Annotated in this window: 22 protein-coding genes and 1 tRNA gene; 10 read left to right on the forward strand and 13 right to left on the reverse strand. The window is 67.2% G+C overall.

Going from position 1 to position 24,397, the window contains the following annotated elements; translation table 11 throughout:
* Positions 1-864, forward strand: coding sequence for a DUF4397 domain-containing protein (locus ACSG06_RS09975; protein WP_440990111.1), 864 nt, complete (start codon positions 1-3; stop codon positions 862-864).
* A 130-nt stretch (positions 865-994) separates the two neighbouring features.
* On the opposite strand, the gene ACSG06_RS09980 is transcribed toward ACSG06_RS09975, so the two are convergent.
* Genes ACSG06_RS09980 through ACSG06_RS09995 form a run of 4 tightly spaced genes read right to left on the reverse strand, consistent with a single transcriptional unit; the run spans position 995 to position 4,960 of the window.
* Positions 995-1,750 carry an ABC transporter ATP-binding protein gene (locus ACSG06_RS09980; RefSeq protein ID WP_440990112.1) on the reverse strand — a complete coding sequence of 252 codons (756 nt, stop codon included), beginning with the start codon at positions 1,748-1,750 and terminating at the stop codon, positions 995-997.
* Positions 1,747-2,592: an ABC transporter ATP-binding protein gene (locus tag ACSG06_RS09985; RefSeq protein WP_440990113.1), complete on the reverse strand. Its 846-nt coding sequence runs from the start codon at positions 2,590-2,592 to the stop codon at positions 1,747-1,749. Before ACSG06_RS09985 ends, ACSG06_RS09980 begins: the two co-directional genes overlap by 4 nt.
* Positions 2,589-3,956, reverse strand: a complete 1,368-nt coding sequence (locus ACSG06_RS09990; RefSeq protein WP_440990306.1) for a branched-chain amino acid ABC transporter permease — start codon at positions 3,954-3,956, stop codon at positions 2,589-2,591. The genes ACSG06_RS09985 and ACSG06_RS09990 overlap by 4 nt, the downstream gene beginning before the upstream one ends.
* A gap of 53 nt (positions 3,957-4,009) precedes the next feature.
* Entirely contained in the window at positions 4,010-4,960 is a 951-nt protein-coding gene (locus ACSG06_RS09995) for a branched-chain amino acid ABC transporter permease (RefSeq protein ID WP_440990307.1), read from the reverse strand.
* A gap of 436 nt (positions 4,961-5,396) precedes the next feature.
* Here ACSG06_RS09995 and ACSG06_RS10000 point away from each other — a divergent pair, with 436 nt between their 5' ends.
* The 4 genes from ACSG06_RS10000 to acnA all read left to right on the forward strand — a co-directional run bounded on the left by ACSG06_RS10000 (position 5,397) and on the right by acnA (position 10,254).
* Complete coding sequence (locus ACSG06_RS10000) at positions 5,397-6,608, forward strand: phosphoglycerate kinase (protein WP_440990114.1); 1,212 nt, start codon at positions 5,397-5,399, stop codon at positions 6,606-6,608.
* Positions 6,598-7,086, forward strand: a complete 489-nt coding sequence (locus tag ACSG06_RS10005) for a GNAT family N-acetyltransferase (RefSeq protein ID WP_440990115.1) — start codon at positions 6,598-6,600, stop codon at positions 7,084-7,086. The genes ACSG06_RS10000 and ACSG06_RS10005 overlap by 11 nt, the downstream gene beginning before the upstream one ends.
* 12 nt (positions 7,087-7,098) lie before the next feature.
* A tRNA-Thr gene (locus ACSG06_RS10010) sits at positions 7,099-7,172 on the forward strand.
* Positions 7,173-7,476: 304 nt separating this feature from the next.
* On the forward strand, positions 7,477-10,254 hold the full coding sequence (acnA, locus tag ACSG06_RS10015; RefSeq protein ID WP_440990116.1) for an aconitate hydratase AcnA: 2,778 nt from the start codon (positions 7,477-7,479) through the stop codon (positions 10,252-10,254).
* Between the two features lie 26 nt (positions 10,255-10,280).
* Here the strand turns inward: acnA and ACSG06_RS10020 are convergent, their stop codons facing one another.
* On the reverse strand, positions 10,281-11,171 hold the full coding sequence (locus ACSG06_RS10020) for a DUF7847 domain-containing protein (protein ID WP_440990117.1): 891 nt from the start codon (positions 11,169-11,171) through the stop codon (positions 10,281-10,283).
* 97 nt (positions 11,172-11,268) lie between these two features.
* On the opposite strand from ACSG06_RS10020, the gene ACSG06_RS10025 reads away from it, so the two are divergent.
* Positions 11,269-11,709 carry a TIGR00725 family protein gene (locus ACSG06_RS10025; RefSeq protein ID WP_440990118.1) on the forward strand — a complete coding sequence of 147 codons (441 nt, stop codon included), beginning with the start codon at positions 11,269-11,271 and terminating at the stop codon, positions 11,707-11,709.
* A gap of 161 nt (positions 11,710-11,870) precedes the next feature.
* On the opposite strand, the gene ACSG06_RS10030 is transcribed toward ACSG06_RS10025, so the two are convergent.
* From ACSG06_RS10030 to ACSG06_RS10040, 3 genes are all read right to left on the reverse strand, one after another.
* The gene (locus ACSG06_RS10030; protein WP_440990119.1) at positions 11,871-12,608 is read right to left on the reverse strand and encodes a ribonuclease H-like domain-containing protein; all 738 of its coding nucleotides are present in this window, start codon (positions 12,606-12,608) and stop codon (positions 11,871-11,873) included.
* Between the two features lie 69 nt (positions 12,609-12,677).
* Entirely contained in the window at positions 12,678-13,076 is a 399-nt protein-coding gene (locus ACSG06_RS10035; RefSeq protein WP_440990120.1) for an acyl-CoA thioesterase, read from the reverse strand.
* 140 nt (positions 13,077-13,216) lie between these two features.
* Positions 13,217-15,475, reverse strand: a complete 2,259-nt coding sequence (locus tag ACSG06_RS10040; protein WP_440990121.1) for a hypothetical protein — start codon at positions 15,473-15,475, stop codon at positions 13,217-13,219.
* Positions 15,476-15,660: 185 nt separating this feature from the next.
* Here ACSG06_RS10040 and trxA point away from each other — a divergent pair, with 185 nt between their 5' ends.
* Complete coding sequence (gene trxA, locus ACSG06_RS10045; RefSeq protein WP_440990122.1) at positions 15,661-16,020, forward strand: thioredoxin; 360 nt, start codon at positions 15,661-15,663, stop codon at positions 16,018-16,020.
* Positions 16,021-16,057: 37 nt separating this feature from the next.
* Here the strand turns inward: trxA and ACSG06_RS10050 are convergent, their stop codons facing one another.
* A complete protein-coding gene (locus ACSG06_RS10050; RefSeq protein WP_440990123.1) occupies positions 16,058-16,747 on the reverse strand; it encodes a DUF7504 family protein in 690 nt (229 codons plus the stop codon).
* Between the two features lie 165 nt (positions 16,748-16,912).
* Here ACSG06_RS10050 and ACSG06_RS10055 point away from each other — a divergent pair, with 165 nt between their 5' ends.
* Positions 16,913-17,662, forward strand: a complete 750-nt coding sequence (locus ACSG06_RS10055) for a DUF7547 family protein (RefSeq protein WP_440990124.1) — start codon at positions 16,913-16,915, stop codon at positions 17,660-17,662.
* A gap of 166 nt (positions 17,663-17,828) precedes the next feature.
* Here ACSG06_RS10055 and ACSG06_RS10060 read toward each other — a convergent pair whose 3' ends face one another.
* Both ACSG06_RS10060 and ACSG06_RS10065 read right to left on the reverse strand, forming a co-directional pair.
* Positions 17,829-18,188, reverse strand: a complete 360-nt coding sequence (locus ACSG06_RS10060) for a PhlB family protein (protein ID WP_440990125.1) — start codon at positions 18,186-18,188, stop codon at positions 17,829-17,831.
* A complete protein-coding gene (locus ACSG06_RS10065) occupies positions 18,185-19,339 on the reverse strand; it encodes a thiolase family protein (protein WP_440990126.1) in 1,155 nt (384 codons plus the stop codon). The genes ACSG06_RS10060 and ACSG06_RS10065 overlap by 4 nt, the downstream gene beginning before the upstream one ends.
* Positions 19,340-20,035: 696 nt before the next feature.
* Here ACSG06_RS10065 and ACSG06_RS10070 point away from each other — a divergent pair.
* On the forward strand, positions 20,036-21,262 hold the full coding sequence (locus ACSG06_RS10070) for an orc1/cdc6 family replication initiation protein (RefSeq protein WP_440990127.1): 1,227 nt from the start codon (positions 20,036-20,038) through the stop codon (positions 21,260-21,262).
* Between the two features lie 68 nt (positions 21,263-21,330).
* On the forward strand, positions 21,331-22,002 hold the full coding sequence (locus ACSG06_RS10075) for a DUF3267 domain-containing protein (protein WP_440990128.1): 672 nt from the start codon (positions 21,331-21,333) through the stop codon (positions 22,000-22,002).
* 65 nt (positions 22,003-22,067) lie between these two features.
* Here ACSG06_RS10075 and ACSG06_RS10080 read toward each other — a convergent pair whose 3' ends face one another.
* The gene (locus ACSG06_RS10080; RefSeq protein ID WP_440990129.1) at positions 22,068-22,811 is read right to left on the reverse strand and encodes a beta-ketoacyl-ACP reductase; all 744 of its coding nucleotides are present in this window, start codon (positions 22,809-22,811) and stop codon (positions 22,068-22,070) included.
* Positions 22,812-23,031: 220 nt separating this feature from the next.
* Positions 23,032-24,396: a class III poly(R)-hydroxyalkanoic acid synthase subunit PhaC gene (phaC, locus tag ACSG06_RS10085; RefSeq protein ID WP_440990130.1), complete on the reverse strand. Its 1,365-nt coding sequence runs from the start codon at positions 24,394-24,396 to the stop codon at positions 23,032-23,034.
* Between the last annotated feature and the right edge of the window lies 1 nt (position 24,397).

Raw genomic sequence — 24,397 nt, forward strand, 5'->3', positions numbered from 1 at the left:
ATGCCATCGAAGAAACTCCTCGCCGTGGTACTCGCCGTCGCGCTCGTCGGCAGCACCGTGGCGTACGCAGCAGCAGTCGACTCGAATCAGGTCACAGACCAGCACCAGGACAGCCAGAGCACCTCGTACCTGCGCGTCGTGCACGCGTCCCCCGACGCACCCGCGGTCGACGTCCGCGTCGAGAACGAGACGGTGCTCTCGAACGTGAGCTTCGGCGCCGTCAGTGACTACCTCGCCCTGCCGGCGGGGACGTACAACGTCTCCATCCTCGCGAACGGGACCGAGACGGCGGTGTTCGACGGCCCGGTCACGGTCGAACCGCGGACCGTGACGACCGTCGCCGCGAGCGGTGAAGTCACCCAGGACGGGGAGAAGCCGTTCGAACCCGTCTTCTTCGAGGACGACGCGTTCACCCCGGACGAGAACCAGAGCGCGTTGAGCGTCGTCCACCTCTCACCTGACGCACCCGCGGTCGACATCACGGCCGGGAATGGGAGCGTCGTGCTCGCCGACAACGTGAGCTTCCAGAACGCGTCGGACTACGTCACGGTGCCTGCAGGCGACTACACCGTCGAGATCCGGCCGGCGACCGCCGGCAACAATGGCAGCGTCGTCACCACCGTCGACGTGTCACTCGAGGGCGGTGAGGCGTACTCGGCGCTCGCACTCGGGTACCTGAACCCGGACGAAGCGCCCGCGGACACGCCGTTCCGGGTCGTCACGACCGAGGACGCATCGTTCACCCTGCAGCTGCCGTCCGAAGACGGGGGGCTGGACGATGGAGCGGACGACGGTGACGATGACGGCGATGACGATGACGACGATGACGATGACGACGACGATGACGAGGCCGTGGTCGCGTAGGGAACGCAGCCACACCGCTCGCGACACCGATTTCTTCGTGCTCCGACGACAGCCGACAGCGAGAAGCGAACCGGGAGTCGACCCACCGGGGTCGAACCGGGAGACACGCACTGGGGCGTGCCGACGACCGTTATCCGCCGAGGAAGTCCTGGCGGACCTGCGGGTCGTTCAGCAGGGTCGTCCCCTCGTCCTCGTAGCGGTTCTTCCCGTCCACGAGCACGTAGCCACGGTCACAGCGCCGGAGCGCCTCCTTGGCGTTCTGCTCGACCATCAGGACCGCCGTCCCGTGGTCGTTGATGGCGTCGATGCGGTCGAACATGTCCGCGACCAGGTCCGGAGCGAGCCCGGCAGAGGGCTCGTCGAGCAGGAGTAGGTCCGGGTCGAGCATGAGGGCACGGCCCATCGCGAGCATCTGCTGCTGGCCACCTGAGAGCGTCCCGGCCTTCTGGGACTGGCGCTCCTCGAGGATGGGGAAGCGCTCGAACACGTCGTTCAGCGCGTCCTGTGGCACCTCGTCGAGGATGTACGCACCCATCTCCAGGTTCTCGCGGACCGACAGCGTGCTGAACACGTTGTCGTTCTGCGGGACGTAGCCGAGTCCGAGGTGGATGATGTCCTCCGGGCGCTTCGCGGTGATGTCGTCGTCGTCGAACGTCACCGTCCCGCCCATGAGGTTCGTCAGGCCGAAGACGGACTTCATGACGGTCGACTTGCCGGCCCCGTTCGGGCCGACGATGGTGACGTACTCCTCGTCGTTGACGTCGAGGTCGACGTCGGTCAGGATCTGGAGGTCGCCGTAGCCGGCGTCCAGGTTCCGGACCGAGAGGAGGCTCTCCTCGTAGAGGGTGACGTCCTGGGCCGCGCTGGTCGTCTGGGAGTCGCTCATACCTCACCACCCAGATAGGCCTCGATGACGTCCTCGTTGTTCCGTACGTCCTCCGGGGTCCCCTCGGTGAGGATACGGCCCTGGTGCATGACGATGACTTTCTCGCAGTTCTGCATGATGAGGTCCATGTCGTGTTCGACGATCAGGAACGTGTAGCCCTGATTGCGCAGTTCGTGGATGTGCTCGAGGAGCCGCTCCTCGAGAGACGGGTTGACGCCGGCGAAGGGCTCGTCGAGCAGGAGCATCTGCGGGTCCGTCAGCAGTGCACGGGCCATCTCCAGCAGCTTCCGCTGGCCGCCGGAGAGGTTCCCCGCGTACTCGTTCGCGAGGTGGTCGATGTCGAAGAACTCGAGCATCTCCCACGCGCGTTCGAGCATCTCTCGCTCCTGCGCCTTCACGTCGTTCCGCGCGTACGGCAACACCGAGCGCCAGAGCGCCTCGCCACGCTGTGCCTTCGGGGCGACCATCATGTTCTCGAGGACGGTCATCTCGCCGAGCTCGCGGGCGATCTGGAACGTCCGGACGAGCCCACGGTTCGCGACCTTGTGCGGCGCGAGTCCGGTGATGTCCTCGCCGTTGAACTCGACGCGGCCACCGTCCGGCGAGTGCGTGCCGGTGATGCAGTTGAACGTCGTCGACTTGCCGGCCCCGTTCGGGCCGATGAGACCGGTCATGCTCCCCTTCTCGATCTCGAAGCTCGCGCCGTCGACGGCGGTGATGCCGCCGAAGCGCTTCTGCAGGTTCTCGACCTTCAGGGGTACCTGCGTGGTCGTGACCTCGCCGTTGACGAGGTCCGAACTCTCCGCCGTGTCGTAGTCGTCCGAGCTGGATGCTTCACTCACTGGTCCTCACCTCCGTCGGTCGCGACGGCGTCGTCGCCGCCGCCCGAGCGCTTCAGCGGCCGGGTCAGCGGGATGCTCGAGGCGGCCTCCTTGCGGTGGCCGAGCATGCCCTCGGGCCGCCGGTGCATCAGGACGATGAGCACGATGCCCATCAGGAACAGCTGGAGCTGCCGGATGCTGTCGAGCGTGAAGAGGAACGACGCGGTGATCCACTCGATGATACCGCCGTTGAGCAGCGGCTCCATCGCCTGGCCGAAGCTCGACGGCGCCTCTGGGTTGCCGAGCACCGTCTCGACGATGTTCTTGAAGTAGCGCGGCCCCTGGAACAGGAACGCCGCGAACACCGCACCGCCCATGACGCTCCCGGTGTTGGAGCCGGAGCCGCCGATGATGAGTGCGATCCAGACGTAGAACGTGATGCGCGGCCGGAACGTGTTCGGCGTCACCGACCCCTGGGTACCGAACCAGAAGATGCCGATGAGGCCCATCAGCGCACAGCCGACGACGAACGACTTGATCTTGAACACGTTCGTGTTCTTGCCGAGGGCGTTCGTCACGTCCTCGTCCTCGCGGATGGCCTTCAGCACGCGACCGAACGGCGAGTTACCCGTCCGGAGGATGAGCGCGTACATGATGCCGAGGAGGACGAGCAACACGGCGGCGTACGCGAAGTTGTCGACGACCGGCTTGGGGTTGTTCGGGATGAAGTTGCCGACGTAGCTGACGACGATCCCGAGGTACACGTCGTTCCAGAGCCAGCCGCTCTCGCCGAGTACGAGGTCGAACGGGAAGCTGAGCGCGCGTATGAACTGCTCGAGCGGGTCACCGTAGTCGAGGATGACACCGTCACCGCCGCCGAGTCCGATCGTGTAGCCACCGATGGTGTGCTTGCTCAGCGAGTCCGAGAGCAGCGAGAACCGGATGATCTCGGAGAGCGCGATGGTGACGATGGCCAGGTAGTCCGCGCGCAGCCGGAGCGCCGGCAGCGCCGCGATGAATCCGATGGCACCCGCGGCGAACATCCCGCCGAGGATACCGATCCAGAGGGGCAGGCCGAGTCCGCCGACCTCCGCCGCACTGGTCCCCGAGCCGAACACCGGCTTCGAGATGATACCGGTCACGTACACACCGGTCGCCATGAACCCGACGATACCGATGTTGAACAGTCCCGTGTAGCCCCAGTGCAGGTTGAGCGCGAGCGCGGCCATCGCGAACACGCCGATCCAGAACGTGAGCTGGCCGATCTGGTTCATCAGCCCACGGAACGGCAGGCCGATCACCAGGCCGCCCAGGAGATAGAGGCCATAGATGGCCACGAGCAGCGCGAGCAGCATGTAGCCGTCGTTGCGGAAGTCGATTCCCATGACGACGGCACGCTGTGACTCCTCGCTCTGACCGTACCCCTTCTCTTCGTCACTCATGCTGTAGACCTCCCTGCGAAGATGCCCTGCGGACGCGCGACCAGGACGAGGATCATCACGAGGAACGCCGCTGCGCGGGCGAACCCGGACGGGATCCAGATGACGGCCGTCGACGCGGTCAGGCCGATGACGAGGCCGCCGACGATGGCGCCGTACACCGAGCCGATGCCGCCGAGGATGACAGCTGCGAAGATGAGCAGCAGCAGCAGCCAGCCGTCGTTCCAGCTGATGGTGCCCTTCCAGAGCACGAACATGAAGCCGGAGATGCCGGTGAGGCCGCCACCGATGAGCCACGTCGCGCGGATGACGCGCTCGGTCGCGATGCCGGTGATGCGTGCCAGCGACTCGTCGTCGGACATGGCGCGCATCGCCTTCCCCAGCTTCGTGAACTGGAGCAGCACGTGGACGCCGAGCATCAGGCCGCCGGCCACGATGACGAGGATGAGGTCGTGGAACGTGAGCGGGACCTGGCCGTCGATGAAGTACGGCCGGATGCCGGGGAGCGTCCCGGTGTTGGTCACGCCCCGGGTGCCCGACCCGAACACGAAGAGGATGCTGTACCGCAGTGCGAACGCGAGCCCGATACTCGTGATGAGCAGCGGAATCCCGCCCGAGTCACGGATCGGCTTGAAGACGAACCGGTCCATCGCGAGTGCGAGGACGATGGTGAACGCCCCCGCGACCAGCAGCCCGACGAGGATCGCGAGCGGCGTGGCGAACGCGTTGATGCCAAGTGCACCACCGAACACGGAGCCGCCGGCACCCACCAGCACCAGCGAACCGATGTTCGCGGCGGACCCGAACCCGCCTGCGATGGTGTACGTCGTCGCCCAACCGGAGAACGCACCGGCGGTGATGTAGTCACCGTGCGCGAAGTTCGCGAAGTTCAGAATACTGTACGTCATCGACAGCCCGATGCCGGCGAGCCCGATTACAAGCCCCCGCATCAGCCCGTCCTTAACAAGGGTCAGGACCCCCGAAATCGTGACGTCCCCGGTGACGAGTCGCCGCACGAGATCCACCAGCAGCACCACTGCGAGGATCACGAGCAAGGCTCTCATCACCATCTCTACGTCGATGTTCCGGGTACGGTCCGATGTGCTTGATTCACCCATGGATGTCCCTTACACACAAAGCGGAACAAGGAGATAGATAAATCTTGCCCGACCGATAATGGGGGTCGACATCCGTGACTGCGTGCGATTGCTACACAACCGCACACTAGTTTTACCGACTTAGTAATCGGCGGGAATCTCAGGTCACCGGTCCCCTAACCGCTCCGATACCCCGACCCCGACGCCGGTGGGACTGTATCACGGCAGTCGAGTCAGGTGTGAATCGGACAAAGAAAACTCTTTCACCGCCCCCGCCACACTCCGACACATGCCGGTAGGGACCCTTGACGACCTCTCAGTCGCCGGGCGTCGAGTCGGGGTGCGCGTCGACATCAACAGCCCGCTCGACGACGGGGACCTCGCCGACGACGCCAGGCTCCGGGCCCACGAGCAGACCCTCTCCGAGCTGCTCGAGAAGGACGCCCGCGTCGCCATCCTCGCCCACCAGGGCCGTCCCGGCGGTGACGATTTCGAGACGCTCGCGACGCACGCCGAGCGCCTCGACGAGCTGCTCGACGCACCCGTCAGCTACGCCGACGCCAACCTCGGCTCGGCAGCCCGCGAGGCCGTCGAGGGCCTCGAACCCGGGACGGCCGTGGTCCTCGAGAACACCCGCTTCTACGCCGAGGAGTACATGGAGTTCGACCCCGAGGTCGCCGGGGAGACCCACCTCGTCGAAGGACTCGTCCCGGTCCTCGACGCGTTCGTCAACGACGCCTTCGCCGCCGCACATCGCTCGCAACCCTCCCTCGTCGGGTTCCCACAGCACCTCCCGAGCTACGCCGGGCGCGTCATGGAGACCGAGCTCGACGTCCTCGGTGACGTCGAGACCACGGACCGACCGCGGGTGTACGTCCTCGGAGGTGCGAAGGTACCCGACTCGATCGACGTGGCCTGGAACGTCCTCGAGTCCGGGCTCGCGGACCAGGTGCTCACCGCGGGCGTCGTCGGCAACGTGTTCCTCCTCGCCGACGGCGTCGACATCGGTGACGCCAGCGCTGACTTCATCTACGACGAGGGATACTGGGACGAGATCGACCGCGCTGGCGACCTGCTGGACGCCCACGGCGACCGCATCCGCTTCCCACAGGACGTGGCCGTCGAACGCGACGGCGAACGCCACGAGATCGGTCTGAACGCCCTGCCGGGTGCCGAGGACGAGGCCGCGATGGACATCGGCTCCGAGACGCTCCGGATGTACAAATCCGTCCTCGCGGACGCCGAGACGGTCATCCTCAACGGCCCGGCGGGCGTGTTCGAGGACCCCATGTTCGAGCTGGGAACGAAGGAGCTGTACCGGGCAGCCGCGGACGTCCCCTACAGTATCGTCGGCGGTGGCGACACCGCAGCGGCCATCCGTCAGCTCGGGATCGGTGGCTTCAGCCACCTCTCGACCGGCGGGGGAGCCTGTCTCAGACTCCTCACCGGGCGCGAGCTCCCCGCGGTCGAGGCCCTCCGCGACGGCTACGATGGCGATTGAACCGGCCTCGCTGGAGGAGCTCGACACGGTGGTCGACCTGTGGGTGGACCTCGCGACGGAACAGCGCCCGCACGGGACCCACGTCCTCGCGGCCGAGAACCGCACCACGATGCGCGAGCGGCTCGCACGTCACGTGGTCGACGGCTCCGTGCTCGTCGACCGCGTCGACGGCGAGGTGGTCGGTTTCGTCTCGTTCGAACGCACCGACCCCGAGATGAGCGTCGACGCCGTCCGGGGGCTCGTGAGCAACCTCTACGTCGTTCCCGGCTACCGCGGCGCGGGCCGGGGGGCTGCACTCCTCGATGCAGCCGAGACGGAACTGCAGGAGCGCGGTGTCGACGTGGTCCAGCTCGAGGTCATGGCTGCCAACGTCCGTGCCCGTTCGTTCTACTCGGAGCACGGGTACTCCGAGCATCGCTCCGTCCTCGAAAAACGCGTCGGAGTCGAAAGCCATACTAAGCCCAACGACCACGACTGAGTTGCGGACCGTGCCAAGGGAGCATGGGCGGTGCATGCACTCGACTTGTAATCGAGACTTCGTGGGTTCAAATCCCACCCTTGGCTCTTCTTCGAGCGAAGCGAGAAGAGAGCCACTGGTGCGGATTTGAACCAGGGAGCGGAACGCAGTGGAGCGACCGTGGTTCGAATCCCACCCGACAATCCTCTCGGGAGTCACGGTCCAACCTAGCGAGCCGAACGCAGTGGAGCGACCGTGGCTCGAATCCCACCTGACAATCCCCTCGGGAGTCACGGTCCAACCCAGCGAACGGAACGCAGTGGAGCGACCGTGGGCCGGCAGCGCCGAGTGATCGCCACCGGGCGAGAATTCGGGGCACGATTCAAGTTTCGTGTCGCCGTAGCTTCGGCTATGGAATCCGACGACCCGCGGGACGCCATCCGAGAGTTCGAGTACGACGGCTCGTCGTTCAAGATGGCGGACCTCACAGTCCTCGAAGAACAGGGGCTCTGCGAGCTCGAGAGCCTCCCGGTCAGCATCCGTGTCCTCCTCGAGTCGGTCCTGCGGAACGTGGACGGCGACACGATCACCGCGGACGACGTGCGGAACGTGGCGTCGTGGCAACCCGACGTGCCCGACGTGGAGCTCCCGTTCACGCCCTCGCGGGTGGTGCTGCAGGACCTCACCGGGGTCCCGGCCGTGGTCGACCTCGCCGCACTCCGCTCCGCGGTCGACCGACAGGGGCGAGAGCCCAGCATCGTCGAGCCTGAGGTGCCCATCGACCTGGTCATCGACCACAGCGTGCAGGTCGACTTCTTCGGCTCCGAGGACGCGTACGACCGCAACGTCGAGCTGGAGTACGAGCGGAACGCTGAGCGCTACCGCGCGCTGAAGTGGGCCCAGCAGGCGTTCGACGACTTCCGTGTCGTGCCGCCGGGGACCGGCATCGTCCACCAGGTGAACCTCGAGTACCTGGGGCAGGTCGTCCACGCACGAGAGCAGGACGGCGAGGAGTGGCTCCTGCCGGACACGCTCGTCGGCACGGACAGCCACACGCCGATGATCGGCGGCATCGGCGTCGTCGGCTGGGGTGTGGGCGGCATCGAGGCCGAGGCGGCGATGCTCGGCCAGCCCATCACGATGAAGCTCCCGGAGGTGGTCGGGGTCCGACTCACCGGCGAACTACCGGAGGGCGCGACTGCGACCGACCTGGTGCTGCACGTCACCGAGCAGCTCCGCGAGGTCGGTGTCGTCGACCGGTTCGTCGAGTTCTTCGGGCCGGGCGTCTCGAACCTCACGGTTCCCGACCGGGCGACCATCGCGAACATGGCTCCCGAGCAGGGCTCGACCATCAGCATGTTCCCCGTCGACGAGGCGACGCTCGACTACCTCGAGCTGACGGGACGGGACGAGGAGCACATCGAGCTGGTCCGCGAGTACCTCGACGCCCAGGGGCTGTTCGGCGAGCAGGACCCCGAGTACACGGAGACGGTGGAGCTCGACCTGTCCTCGATCACGCCCAGCCTCGCCGGGCCGAAGCGGCCCCAGGACCGCGTCGAGATGCCCGAGATGAAGTCGCACTTCCGGGAGCTCGTCCACGGCGAGTTCGCCGACGAGCTGGACGACGTGGACGAGGACGCGCTCTCGCGGTGGCTCGGGGAGGCGAGCGTCGCGGACGACCGCCCCGACCCCGACCTCCCGACGCCGGATGTCGGGCAGCTGAACAAGCGGGTCGAGGTGAACGTCGGTGGCGAGACGACCGAGATCGGCCACGGGAGCGTCGTCGTCAGCGCCATCACGAGCTGTACGAACACGTCGAACCCGTCGGTGATGCTGGCGGCGGGGCTGCTCGCGAGGAACGCCGTCGAACGAGGGCTCGACGTACCGGCGTACGTGAAGACCAGCCTCGCGCCGGGCAGCCGCGTCGTCACCGAGTACCTCGAGGCGTCGGGCCTGCTCCCGTACCTCGAGGAGCTGGGCTACAACGTCGTGGGCTACGGCTGTACGACCTGCATCGGGAACGCCGGGCCGCTCCCGGAGCCCATCGAGCGGGCCATCGACGCCGAGGACCTCTGGACGACGAGCGTCCTCTCGGGCAACCGGAACTTCGAGGCGCGCATCCACCCGAAGGTGCGGGCGAACTACCTCGCCAGCCCGCCGCTGGTGGTCGCCTACGGGCTCGCCGGGCGGATGGACATCGACCTCGAACGGGACCCGCTCGGAACCGACGCCGACGGTGAGCCGGTGTACCTGGCGGACATCTGGCCGGACGCCGACGAGATACACGCGGCCGTCCACGACAGCGTCGACGCCTCGATGTTCGAGGAGAAGTACGCAGAGGTGTTCGAGGGCGACGAGCGCTGGGAGGGCCTCGACGCGCCGTCGGGGGCGGTGTACGAGTGGGACGACTCGTCGACCTACATCCGCGAGCCGCCGTTCTTCACGGAGTTCCCGCTGGAGGAGCCCGGCGTCTCGGACGTCGAGGACGCCCGGACGCTCATGCTGCTGGGCGACACCGTCACGACCGACCACATCAGCCCGGCCGGGCCGTTCAGCCGCGAACAGCCCGCCGGCGAGTGGCTCGTTGAACACGGCGTCGAGCCCGCGGACTTCAACACGTACGGAGCCCGCCGCGGGAACCACGAGGTGATGATGCGCGGCACGTTCGCGAACGTCCGCATCGAGAACGAGATGCTCGACGACGTCGAGGGCGGGTACACCGTCCACCAGCCGACGGGCGAGCAGACGACCGTCTTCGAGGCGAGCGAACGCTACCGCGACGCGGACACCCCGCTCGTCGTGTTCGCGGGCGAGGAGCTCGGCACCGGCTCCAGCCGCGACTGGGCCGCGAAGGGGACCGACCTGCTGGGCGTGCGTGCGACCATCGCCGAGAGCTACGAGCGCATCTTCCGCGACAACCTGGTCGGGATGGGCGTCCTGCCGCTGCAGTTCGCCGAGGGCGACTCCTGGGAGTCGCTCGGCCTCGACGGCTCGGAGAGGGTCGCCATCCACGGTCTGGCGGACGGGCTGGACGTGAACGACGAACTCACCGTCGTCGCGGAACGGGGCGACGGGTCGACCGTCGAGTTCCCGGTCACCGCACAGGTAAGCACCCCGGCCGCGGTCCGGTACGTGGAGAACGGTGGTATCCTCCACCTCGTCCTCCGCCGGCTGCTCACGCAATCGTAGACGGCGACGCGGAGGGGGCAGCGACCCTACGCGATCGTGTCGTACTCCTCGTCGAACAGATCGTCGCGTGGGTCCTCGTCCTGCACCGGTTCGGCCTCCTCGCGGTTGTCGACGTAGAAGGCGATGAGGTAGGTGCGGGTGAACGCGCCGACGATGCCGGCGGTGAGCAGCGTCGTGGCGACGACGATACCGATCTCGGTGGCCGAGAGCTTCGCGTAGATGTTCTGGAAGGTCTCGGCCTCCAGCGCCTCGACGTTCTGGAGGTCGACGCCGATGCTGGCAACCACGAAGTACGCCGTGAGGAGGGAGGTCAGCACGCCCGGAGTCCAGCGGACGACGGTGAACCCGATGGTGCTGAGGAGGTTCCCGCGGACGAAGCGGTAGCTCTCCTTGAGGCTGTCGAGCACGTCGGCGTCGTCGACGACGATGGCGGCCTCGTAGAACTGGAGGAAGACGACAGTCGCGAGGTAGAGGACGAACAACGCGAGACCGACGAGCCCGGGGACGACGAGCGCGGCGGGGCTGACGCCTCCCTCGAGTCCGGCGGCGCCGACAGAGAGCAGGGTGACGAACACCAGAACCACGACTGCGACGAACACCACGACGAACACGACCAGCGCGAAGAAGATGGCCGCGACGAGCAGCGAGACGTAGTTCTCCCGGCCGGCACGCCAGAAGGTGTCGACCGAGGTCGTGCCGTCGAGGCCCTCCTCGGCCATCCCGTAGATGCCGCCGATGAGGAACGGGACGACGACGACCGTGACGAGGTTGAACAGCGAGGCGACGAAGGGGAGGCCCGTCCACTGGAGGAGTATCTGTGGCAGTTGCACGACGGCGAAGACGGTGGCGACGAGGAACAGGATGGGGTTCCGCGCCAGCGTCGAACCGGCGTGTTTCGCCGATGAGATTGCGCCCATATCCGTCCCGGCGCGTCCAGCGCGTATAAATCATGTCATACTGGCGTGATGAAAACGGACCGAAACCATCGTCCCTCCATCGGGCGTCAGTGGGTCCATGCGAGTGAGCGTCATCGGCGGGAGCAGCGTCTCGGACGAGGAGTACGAGCAGGCCGTGGCGGTCGGACGCCGGCTCGCGGAACACGGCCATACCGTCGTCTGCGGCGGGCTGGGTGGCGTGATGCGAGGGGTGTGCGAGGGAGCGAGCGAGGCCGGTGGGCGGACCGTCGGCATCCTCCCCGGCGATGACACGGCCGCGGCGAACGAGTTCGTCGAGGTCCCCATCGCGACGGGGCTGGGCCACGCCCGGAACGCGCTCGTCGTCATGAACGGCGACGGCGTCATCGCCATCGACGGCGGCCCGGGGACGCTCTCCGAGCTCGGCTACGCGAGCGTCTACGACCGGCCGGTCGCCGGACTGGGCACCCTGGACGTTCCAGCAGTGAGACAGGTGGACACACCCACCGCCGCGGTCGCGTACGTCGAAGACCGTGCGTGATGCTACCCAGTGACGAAAGCGACTGTTGTAGTTATAGGTGCGTTTATTGACAGTCGGGGAGTAGGGAGCAGTGTCGGCACTGGACCCGCCCACTCTGACCGAAACCCGACGGAGGTGTTGCCCGACGCCTCCCGACCCCACTGCCGACAGTTTTCAGACGACTACTCCTCGAAGACGCGAGCGTGCAGTCCGTCGGCCACCACGTCCATGAGCGTCTGCAGGTTCCGCGCGTCGTCGCGATTGTACCGGACCAGGGTGTCGAGCGCCTCGTCGCTCCCGCGCTCGTACTCGTGCCAGAGTCGAACGGCGTCACGCCCGGTGATGTCGGGTTCGTCGCGGCCGATGCCGACATCCTGCTCGATGGTCTTGAGCCCCCCGGACAGCCCCAGTCGCTTGCAGGGGTACATGAGGTCCACGTGTGGCACGTCGATGTCGACGTCGAACGAGGTCTCGAGGAACGGCACGTCGAAGCGGGCCCCGTTGAACGTCGCGACGAGCGCGGCGTCGTCGAACTGCTCGTGGAGCGCCCCCGCTGTCAGGTTGTCGCCCCGGACGAGCGTGGTCGTCTCGCCGGCCTGATGGAAGGAGACCGTCGTCACGTCGTCGCGGTCCTGCGAGAGCCCGGTCGTCTCGATGTCGAAGAAGCAGGTGTCCTCGCGGAAGTTCTCGTAGAACCGCCAGCGCTCGCTGCTCGGGAACTGCTCGTCGAAGAAGCGCGTGTCGCCCGCCTCGAGCCGGTCGGTGGCCGTGTCGATGAACGACTCGATGCGGTCTGCCGTCGTCGGCCCGACGATCGAGCCGTCGAACTCGTCCCAGTGGGTGATACCGGCGCGCCAGAGGTCGCGTTCGGTCTGCTCGCCGACGCCCCGGACCGGAATGAAGCTGTTCTCGATTCGCACGGTCGTACCTCGGTCAGGTCCGTAGAAAAGCTGTCGTTCCGGCGGTTCGACCGTCCCGTCGGCGCCGGGTCAGAGATCCTCGAACGCCTCGATGCGCTCGCGCCACTCGTCGGGCACCGGCCTGGACTCGCTGGTCTCGGAATCGTACGCGACCTGGACGGTCTCCGCGGTCGCCGCGACCTCGCCCGAGGCGCGCACCTCGTAGGCGAACGTGATGGTCGAGGTTCCGATGTCGGTCACCCAGATGGCCACCTCGACGTCGTCCTCGAGCGTGATGGGTCGATGGAAGTCGATCTCGAGGTGTGCGAGGACGCTCTCCAGCGACTCGGGCGTCCCCAGCACCTCGGGAAGGTACTCGACGCGGGCGGCCTCGAGGTAGGAGGAGTAGATGGCGTTGTTCACGTGGCCCAGCAGGTCGACGTCGTTGTACCGGACGTCGATGTCGACTGTGAAGGGGTGTTCGCGCATACCCACCGTCGCCGCCGGACACACCTTCGTCTTGTGGTAGCGGCCATGCGTCGGGTGGGTCTGGAGTAGCGGTCAGACGTCGGGTGTATCTCGGGTAGCGATCAGACGCCGCCCGCCCCGAAGAAGAGCCGTCTCCGATGCTACTCCTCGCTGCGGGCGAGGTAGAGCGTCCGGTCGGTGATCTGGATGAGTGCGTCGGCCCAGTCGTCGAGCGAGACGCCGGTCGCACCGGGGATCTCGACCACCACGACGCCGTCGTCCCCGACGGTCAGCTCCGCGTGACCGCTCTCATCCTGGTCGAGGTAGTTCCGGAACTGGTACCGGAGCAGCTGTTCGCTCGCGCCCGAGAGCTCGGTTCCGCCGTCGGGCACCAGCTCCAGCCGCGCGACCTCGTTCTCCGCGCTGGCGGTGAGACCGTACGCCTCGCCCGACAGGGGGAACGTGTACTCGGTGTCGTCGAGCTCGGCAGCGCCCTGCTGCAGCGGCAGGGAGCTCACGTCCGGCGCGATACTCGTCCCACCGACCTCCTGCGTGAGCGTCGTCAGCTCCTGTTCGACGAGGTCTCCGACGCCCATCGGTTCGTCCGCGTTCGTCCCCGGACCGGTGTCGTCCCCGCCGTCGGTGTCGGCACCATCGTCGGTGTCGGCACCATCGTCGGTGGCGGCACCATCGTCGGTGGCGGCACCATCGTCGGTGTCGACACCCGCTTCGGGTTGCTCGGACTTCGATGGCGCATCCCGCAGGACGGCTGCCGCGGCGCTCTCTGCATCCGCGTGCGGGCCGTGCTCGTCGAAGCGCGCGGAATCGCCGTCCCCGTCGTCCGGGAGCGACTCCACGTCCGCGTTCGAACCGTCCTCCACGTCGTCCGCGTTCGGCCCGTCGTCGACGATGTCCGCCCTCATATCGGTCCACGACCCGGTATCGGACCCCTCGTCGGTACTCACGAGGTCGTCCATCCCGACGGGTTCGTCGTCGAACTCCGACAACGGGGGCGCGGTCCCGGCCGCGGACTCCTCGCCGGTCTGGTCCTCGTCGGCTCCTCCCTCGGTGGTCTCCGCGATGGCGCCGGTCGAGCGCGGGTGAGACTCGAAGCGGGTCGCGTACCACGGCTCGTCCGTCGTGGTCGCGAACCGGCCGTCACCCTCGTCGGCATCCGGGTCGGTGAACAGGTCCGGAGAGGGCCCGAGTCCGCTGTTCGTCCGGGCGTCGTGGCCGAAGGTACGGAGCGCCTCGGTCGCGGAGTCGTCCGGCACGATGGCTCCGTCGTCGGGCTCGTCCTCGTCGAACAGCTGGGCCACCGAGCCGTCCAGTTCCTCGTCGTCCCCGCCGTCCACGGTGCCAGCGCCGTCGCCGGAGACGACCGCCCCGGGCGCCCCGTTCTCGGCGTCGGCCTGTGAGTCCTCGGCGGCGTCCACCGCCGCCTGCTCGTCCTCGGTGGACTGTCCGTCGGCCGTCGGTGCATCGCCCTCGGTGGGGCCGGCGTCGCCGTCCTCGTCGGACGTGCCGGAATCCTCGTCAGTCGCTCCTGCCTGCCCGTCGTCACCCTCGACATGGGCGGCGTCGTCGTCCTCGGCCGGCTCCTCGTCGCTCTCCACCGCGTCCGCCGTCTCCTCGCTCTCGTCCACCACGGTCTCGTCCGCCTCGGCCTCGTCCACGTCCGCCTCGCTCTCTGCGGCTTCGTCCTCGGCACCCGTCGCGTCGACGGCGTCTTCCTCCCCGTCTCCGGCCGCTTCAGCGTCCGTGTCACCATCGTCGGCCGCGTCGGCCGCCGTGTCGCTGTCACCCATCGTCGAATCCGCGTCCGTCTCGTCGCCGGACTGGTCGGCCTCCGGGCCGAACTCGTCGACACCGACGCTGTGTGCGTCGACCCCGTCGGTCGTGCCGGCGGCCCCACCGTCGGCCGACCCGGCGCCGGCAGCGACTCCCGTCGATGCCCCCGCGTCGGAGCCGCGCCGTCCACTGCGCCCGTTCGCCAGCTGCACCTGGCCGACGACGCCCTCCGGGGTGGGCTGGGCCGCCTGGAGGCCGCCGACCGTCGACTGGCCGCTCGATGCTGTCGGCGTTCCCACGCCGGGGGAGGCGACGGCGGAGGTCGCTGCCTGTGCCGGGCCGGGCCGCGGCTGCCGGTCTGCCACGGCCCCGCGGCCGTCCGCTGTCGCGCCGCTCCGGGGGCCGGCCCGTCCCTGCCCGTCACCACGCATGCTGTCGTGTATCCGGGTCAGCGTTCCGTTGATGGTGTCGAGATCCGAATCCACGTCGTCCTCGAGCGAATCGATCTTCTCCGCGACGTCACGCAGCGCCAGCGCGACATCCCACATGACGACCACGCCGAGGAAGACGAGCATCAGGAGAACCGTCACTGCGACGCCGGCGAGCATTTCTATGCCTACTTGGACCATGGGTGACTCTCCTGTTCGCGTACGCACGGTCGGGGTATTAGGGTTCGTTCGATATCGAACGGTGAGTCGTGGCCCGATTCGTCCGACGGCGCGGGCATCGATGGCTGACGGGCGCACCGCCGCGCTTGTGCGAAGGCCTCGACAACCCGACGAACGGTTAAACAGTGGCCGCCCGTAACGGGGGTATGAGTGATTCAGCAGAGGCGAACGACGCCGCCGGGACGAGTACGACCGAACCAGTCCACATCGAGAGCGGGGAGCATCTGCAGACGCTCCTGACAGAGGAGGACGTCGTCCTCGTCGACTTCTACGCCGACTGGTGTGGTCCGTGCAAGATGCTCGAACCGGTGGTCGCGGACATCGCTGCGGAGACGGACGCCACCGTCGCGAAGGTCGATATCGACGAACGACAGGCGCTCGCACAGGAGAACGGCATCCGCGGCGTGCCGACGCTCCTGCTGTACGCGAACGGCGAACTCGCAGAGCGGATGGTCGGCGTCCAGGAGAAGTCCTCGCTCGTCGACCGCATCGAACAGCACGGCTGAGCGAGGGTCTCGAGCGGACGTGTACCGGTTCCCGGGATCAGATCTCGACCCAGTCGCTCTCGGCATCGCGGTCGCGGAGATGCCACCGCTGTTCGAGGCGCTCCTCGTCACCGTCCTCCGTCCGCCTGACCTCGACGACGGCGTCGAACAGTGGTTCGAGCAGTCGGACGTAGTCGCTGTCCCGGTCGAGGGGCAGGTGGAAGTGACCCATCCCGTCGGCCTGTCTGGTCCGCGAGGTGACCATGTGGAGCAGCCGGAACACGTTCTGTGACTTGTGCTCCCGGAGGAGCGGCGTCACCGAGTCGAAGCAGAGCCGGAGCTCGCCCGGCTCGAGCTCGTGTTCGGTCTCCATCTCGTCTATCGCGTCGATGATGGCCGTCCCGAGCGTGCTCAACAGCTGGCGGCCGACGACCGTCTCGTCGAGGTCCTCTGTGACCCCCTTCGGCGTGGCCGAGACACCGGCCTCGTCCTCCTGACTGATGATCCGCGTCTCGCCACGGTGGTCGGTCGACGGCCCCTGTCCACAGGTCTCCGTGCCCGTCGTGTAGACGTAGAGGCGGTGCCTGGGCTCGCCGCTGTCGCCGACGAGCCGGCCACAGGCCGCTCGGTGGGCGGTCGCGCTCGTCCGTCCGACCAGAAGGATGCTGCTGCCCTCGCGCTTGAGAGCCGAGAGCGTCTGTGCGAACGTCGTGCTCCCGGGAACCCCCCCACCGTGGTCGGTGCGCATTCTTTCGTCGACTTGGAAACAGGATACAATAAATATTGTGGCTATTGGTTTACTATAATAACGTATTACACCCGGTGAAAGCGAGTTCCTCGCGGGTCGCTGACAGGGACCCACCGTGGGTCCGGCGGCGCATGGTTTTTGTCTGCTACGCGATAACGATAGGACATGACCGATTCCAGGGACGACGACATCGCCGCCGACGCCGGTGAGCTGGCGACGGAGCTGCGAGCCCTCCGGGAGCAGCTGGACGAGCAGCGCCGTCGGCCGCCGACGGGGCCGATGGGACTCCCGCGACCCCCGACCCCGCGCGAGTTCATGGAGTTCGCCGACGAGGTCGCCATCCCCGCCACCATCGCCATCCTCGAGACGAACATCAGGCTGCTCGAGGCGCTCCAGCGCGCGATCCGACTGGCCGAGGGCGGTCGCAGGGCCGGCGAACGAGGGCGCGACGCTGGTGGTCGCGCGCGTTCGACGGCGGAGACCGTCAGCCGAGAGACCCTCTCGCGTGCGTCCGACGCGCTCGCCGACCTCCAGTCCGTCCTCGAGGGGACCGAGCTGCCGGAGAACGAGTCCGCGCGAAGCATCCTGACCGAGGCTCGGGACCTCCGGCGTGAGATACAGGAGCAGCTGACGGCGAGCCGGTCGCGGGACCACACGCTCGACGATTTCGAGGCGGGCACGGACGGTGCAGACGGAGAGGGAACCGACATCGACGTGACCGGCGGCGAGGCCGACGACGAGCAGGAGCCGGACGACGAACCGGTGACCATCGACGTCGACGCGGAGTTGGAGACGCTGAAACAGCAGTACGAGGACGACGGTGACGACGAAGACGGACCGGAGACCAGCTCTGGAGGAGACGCAGGCGGTTCCGGTGCCGACGGCGGACGTGGCGCGAGCGGCACGGACGAGTAGTCCCGGCGGTCGGCATCGGCATCACGACCGCCCGTGGCATCGCGCCCGCTGACGGTATCTCGTTCGCTGACGGTATCTCGTTCGCTGACTATATCGCGTCCGCCGACGGTATCGCGACCACGAGAGAAGCGTTCTTCGGCGACGATCCGACCCGAGTAGGAACGGCCTAGACCGGCTCGAACCGGTAGCCGTCCCACTCCTGGCTCTCGGGCTCTTTGATGCCGGCCTCTGGGTCGCGGAGCTCCTCGACGTACACCGGGCGGACCGTGTCGCCGGTCTCCACGTCGGCGGTCGTCAGCTGCCCGATAGCCCGCACCGACTCGCCGTCGACGTCGAACTCGACGATGGCGAGCGCGTTCGGCTGACGCACGCCCGGCGGGGTCGCCGTGGAGTTCGTCCAGGTGACGACCTCGGCCTCGAACTCGCTGAGGTCGACCGTCTCGACCGGTTCGCTGCCGTCCGGGCCGATGGGGTGGCCCGGGTAGGTGATGCTGCCGTCGTCGTACCGGTATGCTTCCATCGTCATGCTGCTGCCTCCATGATCGTGGTGATGACGCAGTTCCCGAACCCGCCGACGTTGCAGGCGAGACCGACGTCCGCATCGACCTGTCGGTCGCCCGCCTCGCCGACGACCTGTTTGTATATCTCGTAGCCCTGTGCGACGCCGCTCGCGCCGAGCGGGTGGCCCTTCGACTTGAGGCCGCCCGAGGTGTTGATGGGGAGTTCGCCGTCCATCTCGGTCTCGCCGGCCTCGACGCGCTCCCACGCCGTGCCGGGTTCCGCGAAGCCCAGGCCCTCCATCTGGAGGAACTCGAGGATGGTGAACATGTCGTGGAGCTCGGCGACGTCGACGTCGTCGGGTTCGAGCCCGGCCATCTCGAACGCCTGTTCGCCCGACTCGACGACGCCGCCCATCACGGTCGGGTCCTCGCGCTCGTGGACGACGTGGGTGTCGGTCGCGCCCGCGACGCCGGTCACGACGGCGTAGTCGTCGGTGTACTGCTCGGCGACCGACTCCGGGCAGAACATGAGCGCCGCGCTCCCGTCGGTGATGGGACAGAAGTCGTACAGCCGGAGCGGGTCGGCGACGATGGGTGACTCCATCACCGTCTCCAGGTCGACCTCCTTCTGGAACTGGGCGTGCGGGTTGTTGAGCCCATTCCTGTGGTTCTTCACGGCGACCTTCGCGAGCGACTCCCGCGGCGCGTCGTACCGTTCGAGGTAGTGCCGCGCGGTGAGCCCGGCGAAGCTCGGGAGGGTGACGCCGTGTTTGTACTCGACCGGGTGCGTGATGGAGGCGATGACGTCGGTCGCTTCGCCGGTCGTCCGGTGTGTCATCTTCTCGCCACCGACGAGCAGCGTCATGTCCGACGCACCCGAGGCGATGGACTGCCACGCGGCGTACATGCCAGCGCCGCCGGAGGAGGAGGTCTGGTCGACCCGCTGGCTGTACGCCGGCATCACGTCGATGTCGTGCGCCAGCGCGTTCATGATCCCCGTCTGTCCCTCGAACTCCCCGCTGGCCATGTTCGAGACGTACAGGTGCTCGACCTCGTCGGGTGCGACCCCGGCGTCGTCGAGACAGGCCTCCCCCGCCTCGGCGAGCAGGTCCATCACCCACGAGTCCCGCTGTCCGAACTTGGTCATCGAGGCACCGATGACTGCTACGCGGTCCATGGGCGGGTCCACTCGCGGCATCGGTTTAGTTATTCCCGTCACTACCCCTATTTGCTCACGTCTGGGCCGGTTCCTGGCGGAACGGAGACGGGGAACTCGCTGCACCGGGGCGGCACAGGCTGGTGCGGTATCCCCCCACCGTTGCAAGTGAAGCCCGTTCGTGACCCGAGTCGCCCCCACCACCGTTGCGAGTGAACAGCGCTGGCTGCTCCGGGGCGGTCGTACCGAGGGATGGGGGAGAGAGACACCACTGTTGCAAGTGAAGCCGGGGTTCGGTGGGGAGGGTCCTGACACAGAGACACCACCGTTACGAGTGAAGCAACGACTCGACGGATGAGGTAGGCCACCAGATGGGCGCCGATGTTGCCACCACGGTGCCAGAATTATCCCTTCAGAGCCCCTCAATCCGCCATCTTCACTTGCAACGGTGGTGTGGGTGCGCAGCCACTACAGCAGCGACGGCCTCCTCCCACCAGGAGATGTCAACTCTTCACCAGAAACGATGGTGTGTCGTCGTACTAGTCACCACCTCCTCCCCTAGCTTCACTTGCAACAGTGGTGTCTGTGAGGGTGTGCGATGAGTTAGCATTCAGCCCGAGAGTGTCTCCGACCGTGAACGACCGTGACGGTTCACACGAAACACTTGAATCACTTGCAAAGGAGGTTCTTTTATACCCGGAGTCACACCGGAAGGGTATGCGCCGGTTCGAGCGCAAGCGCGCCATCTTCGCAAACAAGGACGCTCTTCGGGAGAGCTACCAGCCCGACAGTATCGAAGAGCGGGACGAGGAGATAGAGGCGTACATGGACGCGCTCCAACCGGTCGTCGACGGCTGGGAGCCGAACAACGTCTTCCTCTACGGGAACACCGGCGTCGGCAAGACCGCCGTCACAGAGTACCTGCTGTCGCTGCTGCAGGACGACGTCGAGGAGTACGACGACGTGGACCTCTCCGTGGTCTCGCTCAACTGCAAGCCGCTTTCGTCCTCGTATCAGGTCGCGGTCGAGCTCGTCAACGAACTGCGCCCCGACGGCGGGGAGATTTCGACGACTGGCTACCCCCAGCAGACCGTCTTCAACAAGCTCTACGAGGAGCTCGACGAGGTCGGCGGCACCATCCTGCTCGTCCTCGACGAGATCGACGCCATCGGCGACCGCGACGAACTCCTGTACGAGCTCCCCCGGGCCCGGTCGAAGGGCGACCTGGAGGACGCGAAGGTCGGCATCATCGGCATCTCGAACGACTTCAAGTTCCGCGACCAGCTCGACCCGCGCGTGCAGGACACGCTCTGCGAGCGCGAGCTCCAGTTCCCGCCGTACAACGCCCAGGAGCTGACGAACATCCTCTCGTCGCGCGCCGAGATCGCGCTGCGCGAGGACACCTACGACGAGGCGGTCGTGCGGCTCTGTGCCGCCCTCGCCGCGAAGGACCGCGGCTCCGCACGACAGGCGCTCGACCTACTCCTGCTCGCCGCCGAGCAGGCCGAGAACGGCGACGACGACGTCGTCTCGGAACGACACGTCGAGGCCGCCCGGCACGAGCTGGAGCGCGAGCGCGTCGAGGAGGGCATCCGCCAGCTCACCCAGCACGGCCACCTCGCCCTGCTCGCGGTGGTCTCCATCGCCGCCGAGGGTGACACTCCGGGCCGGAGCCGCGCCATCTACGACCGCTACCTCGACATCTGCGACGGCTACGGCGTCGACAGCCTCGCCCAGCGGTCGGTCCACAACCACCTCTCGGACCTGCGGATGCTCGGTATCCTCACCGCTCGGGAGAACCGCTCGGGCTCGCGCGGTAACTTCTACTCCTACGAGCTGGACGTGCCCCTCGAGTCCGCACTCACCGCACTGGAGGACGAACTCGACATGCAACAGCGCTTCTCGGACCTGCGGACCGTCGCGACGATGAACGAGGTTCGGTGAACGAGCCCGGAAGCGAAGACGCGCACCCCTTCCAAACACATTTCTCTCCGGAGACAGACCACCGTTTCATGTCGTCCCCACCGGACCGAGGCGGCCAGAACCCCGCCAGGGCCCCCGCGCCGCCTGACGGTGCGGCCTACGAACCCCCCACACGGGCCGGCTACCGCGCCGGGACACCGTTCCGTTACTCGGCGGTGACGCTCACGCTGCTCTCGGTCGTCGTCAGCCCGGTCGCGCTGGTCGCGTTCGCGTGGCTGGCGACCACGACGGCCGGCTTCGAAGCCGCGTTCCCGTTCGTCGTCTTCGAGGAGACGGCCGAGGGGTTCACGGTCGCCGTCGACGGGATCGAGTTCGGCACGGTGTTCGTCGTCTCGCTCGTCGGCACCGTCGTCCTCCACGAACTCGTCCACGGACTCGCCTTCCGCTCGCTCGGGTTCGACGTCTCCTTCGGTGTCGCCCCCAGACTCGGCGCGTTCTACACGGCAATCTTCGAGCAGTTCCAGACACGACGCCAGCTCGCCATCGCCGTGGTCGCACCGCTGGTCGTCCTCACACCCATCGGTGTGCTCCTGCTCCTCGTCCCGGGGCCACACGTCCCGTTCGTCTGGTTCGCCCTCGTCCTGAACACCGGCGGTGCCGTGGGCGACCTGTTCGTCGTCTGGCGGCTTCGGGGGCTGCCACCCGGGACCCTGTTCTACGACGTGGACGCCTACACGTCCTACGTCTACGAGCCGGAGTGACGGCGTCGGAGCCACGCGACAGGGCTCGTCACGCGAGAAGAGGCCCGGACGGTGTCGCCGACCCCCTACAGGTCCATCCCGCCGTTGGCGTCGATGACCTCGCCGGTGATGTACGAGGACTGCTCGCTCGCGAGGAACCGGACGATGGCGGCGATGTCCTCGATCTCGGCGAACCGGCCGAGCGGGATCTGGGAGACGATGCGCTCCTTGACGTCCTCCGGGACGCTCTCGAGCATATCGGTCCGGGTGAAGCCGGGCGCGACGCAGTTCGCGGTCGACCCGCCGGAGGCGAGCTCGATGGCGATGGTCCGCGTGAAGCCGAACATACCCGCCTTCGCGGCGGCGTAGTTCGCCTGCCCGAAGTTGCCCTGTTTGCCGACGATGGAGGAGATGTTGATGAGCCGGCCCTCGTCGGCCTCCCAGATGTCGTCGTAGAACGTCTTGGTGCAGTTGAACATCCCGCCGAGGTTCACGTCCATCACCTTGTCCCAGTCCTCGCGCGACATCTTCACGAACCGGGTGTCCTTCGTGATGCCGGCGTTGTTGACGAGGACGTCGACCGAGCCGAAGGCGTCGTGTGCCTCCTCGCGCATGGCCTCGACCTCGACCATGTCGGTCACGTCCGCCTGCGACGCGATGGCGTCGCCACCCTCGCGCCTGATCACCTCGCAACACGCCTCCGCCGACTCCGAAGACGACCGGTAGTTGACCACCACGTTCGCTCCCTCTCGACCGAGGTGCTCAGCGATGCCGCGTCCGATACCGCGTCCTGCGCCTGTGATGACGCATGTGCGTCCGTCCATGTGCATGATGAGTGTCCAGGGCGCGGACGACTCGGGTGGCGAGAGTCACCTCACTCCGGTCGCCCGTCCATGCAAGTAGTTCACGAAAAACGGACTTAAATATTCCTCAGCGGGACGGTCAGCGAAACGATAGAAACCCAGTCGGGGTCGGTCCCGGTGTGGGGAGCCAGATGGCCACCCACGACCATGGACCGGACCCCACTGCAGAGCTGGCCAGCGACCGGCGCTACTCTGCGTGGTCGGCCGCGGCGGCGATCCAGTCCTCGACGCGCGAGACCGGCAGGTCGGCCGTCTCGGCGAGCTCGACCGCGTCGGCCGCCGCCAGCGCCGCGATGGAGTCGACGCCGGCGTCGCGCAGACGGTCCGCGTAGGCCGGCCCGATGCCGTCGATGTCCTCGAGGTCGGCCTCGGCGGTGCCCTCGACCTCGATCTCGACGCTCGAATCCCCGGCGGCGTCCGTCCCGGCTTCGACGTCGACGGTGGGCGTCGACACGTCGCCCGTGTCGTCGACCATGCGCTCGCCGAACCAGTCGCAGACGTCGGGCCAGAGCTCGGCGTGGCTGCGCGAGGAGACCGACATGCCGATGTGGCCGGTCGGGAACTCCATGATGGTCTTGTCGTCGGTCGGGAGCACGTCGTTGAACGGCTTCGACGCCTCCGGCGGGATGAGGTGGTCGTACTCGGCGACGATCTGGAGCACCGGCATCGTGATGTTGTCGATGTCGACGTGCTCGCCACCCAGGTAGAGCTCGTTCTCCATGAGCTTGTTCTCCTGGTAGACGTCGCGGATGAACTCGTTGTACGTCTCCCCGGCGACGTCGATGCCGTCGCCGAGCCACTCCTCCATCCGGGCGAAGTTCTCCACGAAGTCCTCGTCCTCCATGTTCTCGTAGAACCGGACGTACTTCGTGACGTAGTTCTGGACGGGGTCCATCAGCGCGAAGCCGACGTCCAGGAACTCCGCGGGGACGTTCCCGAACGTGTCGGTGACCTTCTCGGGGTCGTAGTAGTCCTCTGCCCCCCAGAGCTCGAGGACGCCGGAGTCGCCGGCGAAGCAGAGCCCGGCGGCCATCAGGGCGAGGGTGTGGACCTTCTCCGGGTGGAGCGCGGCGTACATGGTCGACATCGTGCCGCCCATGCAGTAGCCGAGGACGTTGATGGCGTCCTGACCGGAGCGCTGGCGGACCTCGTCGACGCAGTTGTCGATGTAGCGGTTGACGTAGTCGTCGAGCGTCAGCGAACGGTCGAGGGTCGACGGCTCGCCCCAGTCGATCATGTACACGTCGTAGCCTTTGTCCAGCAGCGTCCGGATGACCGACCGGTCGGGCTGCAGGTCGAGGATGTACGGCCGGTTGATGAGCGCGTAGACGATGAGGATGGGGATCGGCTCCTGCTCGTCCGTGCGGGACTCGTAGTGGAGCAGACGGAGCTTGTTCTCCTCGTAGACGACCTCGCTGGGCGTCTCGCCGACGTCCACCTCCTGGATGGTCTCCGCGCGGTCGGGCGCGACGCCGGCCTTCTCGAACGCCTCGGCGGCGTTCTCCCAGGCCTGACGCTGCATGTCGAGTGTGGCTGCGAACGGGTTCTGCATC

This window comes from Haloarchaeobius baliensis (assembly GCF_052060055.1).
In the GTDB taxonomy this organism is placed as follows: Archaea; Halobacteriota; Halobacteria; order Halobacteriales; family Natrialbaceae; genus Haloarchaeobius; species Haloarchaeobius baliensis.

Bases quoted from the DNA above. Each gene is read 5' to 3' on its own strand.
- ACSG06_RS10065 (WP_440990126.1), bottom strand. From the start codon at position 19,339: ATGGACCGCGTAGCAGTCATCGGTGCCTCGATGACCAAGTTCGGACAG.
- ACSG06_RS10000 (WP_440990114.1), top strand. From the start codon at position 5,397: ATGCCGGTAGGGACCCTTGACGACCTCTCAGTCGCCGGGCGTCGAGTC.
- ACSG06_RS09995 (WP_440990307.1), bottom strand. From the start codon at position 4,960: ATGCGGGGGCTTGTAATCGGGCTCGCCGGCATCGGGCTGTCGATGACG.
- ACSG06_RS10070 (WP_440990127.1), top strand. From the start codon at position 20,036: ATGCGCCGGTTCGAGCGCAAGCGCGCCATCTTCGCAAACAAGGACGCT.
- ACSG06_RS10005 (WP_440990115.1), top strand. From the start codon at position 6,598: ATGGCGATTGAACCGGCCTCGCTGGAGGAGCTCGACACGGTGGTCGAC.
- ACSG06_RS10060 (WP_440990125.1), bottom strand. From the start codon at position 18,188: ATGACGATGGAAGCATACCGGTACGACGACGGCAGCATCACCTACCCG.
- ACSG06_RS10025 (WP_440990118.1), top strand. From the start codon at position 11,269: ATGCGAGTGAGCGTCATCGGCGGGAGCAGCGTCTCGGACGAGGAGTAC.
- ACSG06_RS09980 (WP_440990112.1), bottom strand. From the start codon at position 1,750: ATGAGCGACTCCCAGACGACCAGCGCGGCCCAGGACGTCACCCTCTAC.
- acnA (WP_440990116.1), top strand. From the start codon at position 7,477: ATGGAATCCGACGACCCGCGGGACGCCATCCGAGAGTTCGAGTACGAC.
- ACSG06_RS10055 (WP_440990124.1), top strand. From the start codon at position 16,913: ATGACCGATTCCAGGGACGACGACATCGCCGCCGACGCCGGTGAGCTG.
- ACSG06_RS10080 (WP_440990129.1), bottom strand. From the start codon at position 22,811: ATGCACATGGACGGACGCACATGCGTCATCACAGGCGCAGGACGCGGT.
- ACSG06_RS10075 (WP_440990128.1), top strand. From the start codon at position 21,331: ATGTCGTCCCCACCGGACCGAGGCGGCCAGAACCCCGCCAGGGCCCCC.
- ACSG06_RS10050 (WP_440990123.1), bottom strand. From the start codon at position 16,747: ATGCGCACCGACCACGGTGGGGGGGTTCCCGGGAGCACGACGTTCGCA.
- ACSG06_RS09990 (WP_440990306.1), bottom strand. From the start codon at position 3,956: ATGGGAATCGACTTCCGCAACGACGGCTACATGCTGCTCGCGCTGCTC.
- ACSG06_RS09975 (WP_440990111.1), top strand. From the start codon at position 1: ATGCCATCGAAGAAACTCCTCGCCGTGGTACTCGCCGTCGCGCTCGTC.
- ACSG06_RS10035 (WP_440990120.1), bottom strand. From the start codon at position 13,076: ATGCGCGAACACCCCTTCACAGTCGACATCGACGTCCGGTACAACGAC.
- trxA (WP_440990122.1), top strand. From the start codon at position 15,661: ATGAGTGATTCAGCAGAGGCGAACGACGCCGCCGGGACGAGTACGACC.
- phaC (WP_440990130.1), bottom strand. From the start codon at position 24,396: ATGCAGAACCCGTTCGCAGCCACACTCGACATGCAGCGTCAGGCCTGG.
- ACSG06_RS10020 (WP_440990117.1), bottom strand. From the start codon at position 11,171: ATGGGCGCAATCTCATCGGCGAAACACGCCGGTTCGACGCTGGCGCGG.
- ACSG06_RS10040 (WP_440990121.1), bottom strand. From the start codon at position 15,475: ATGGTCCAAGTAGGCATAGAAATGCTCGCCGGCGTCGCAGTGACGGTT.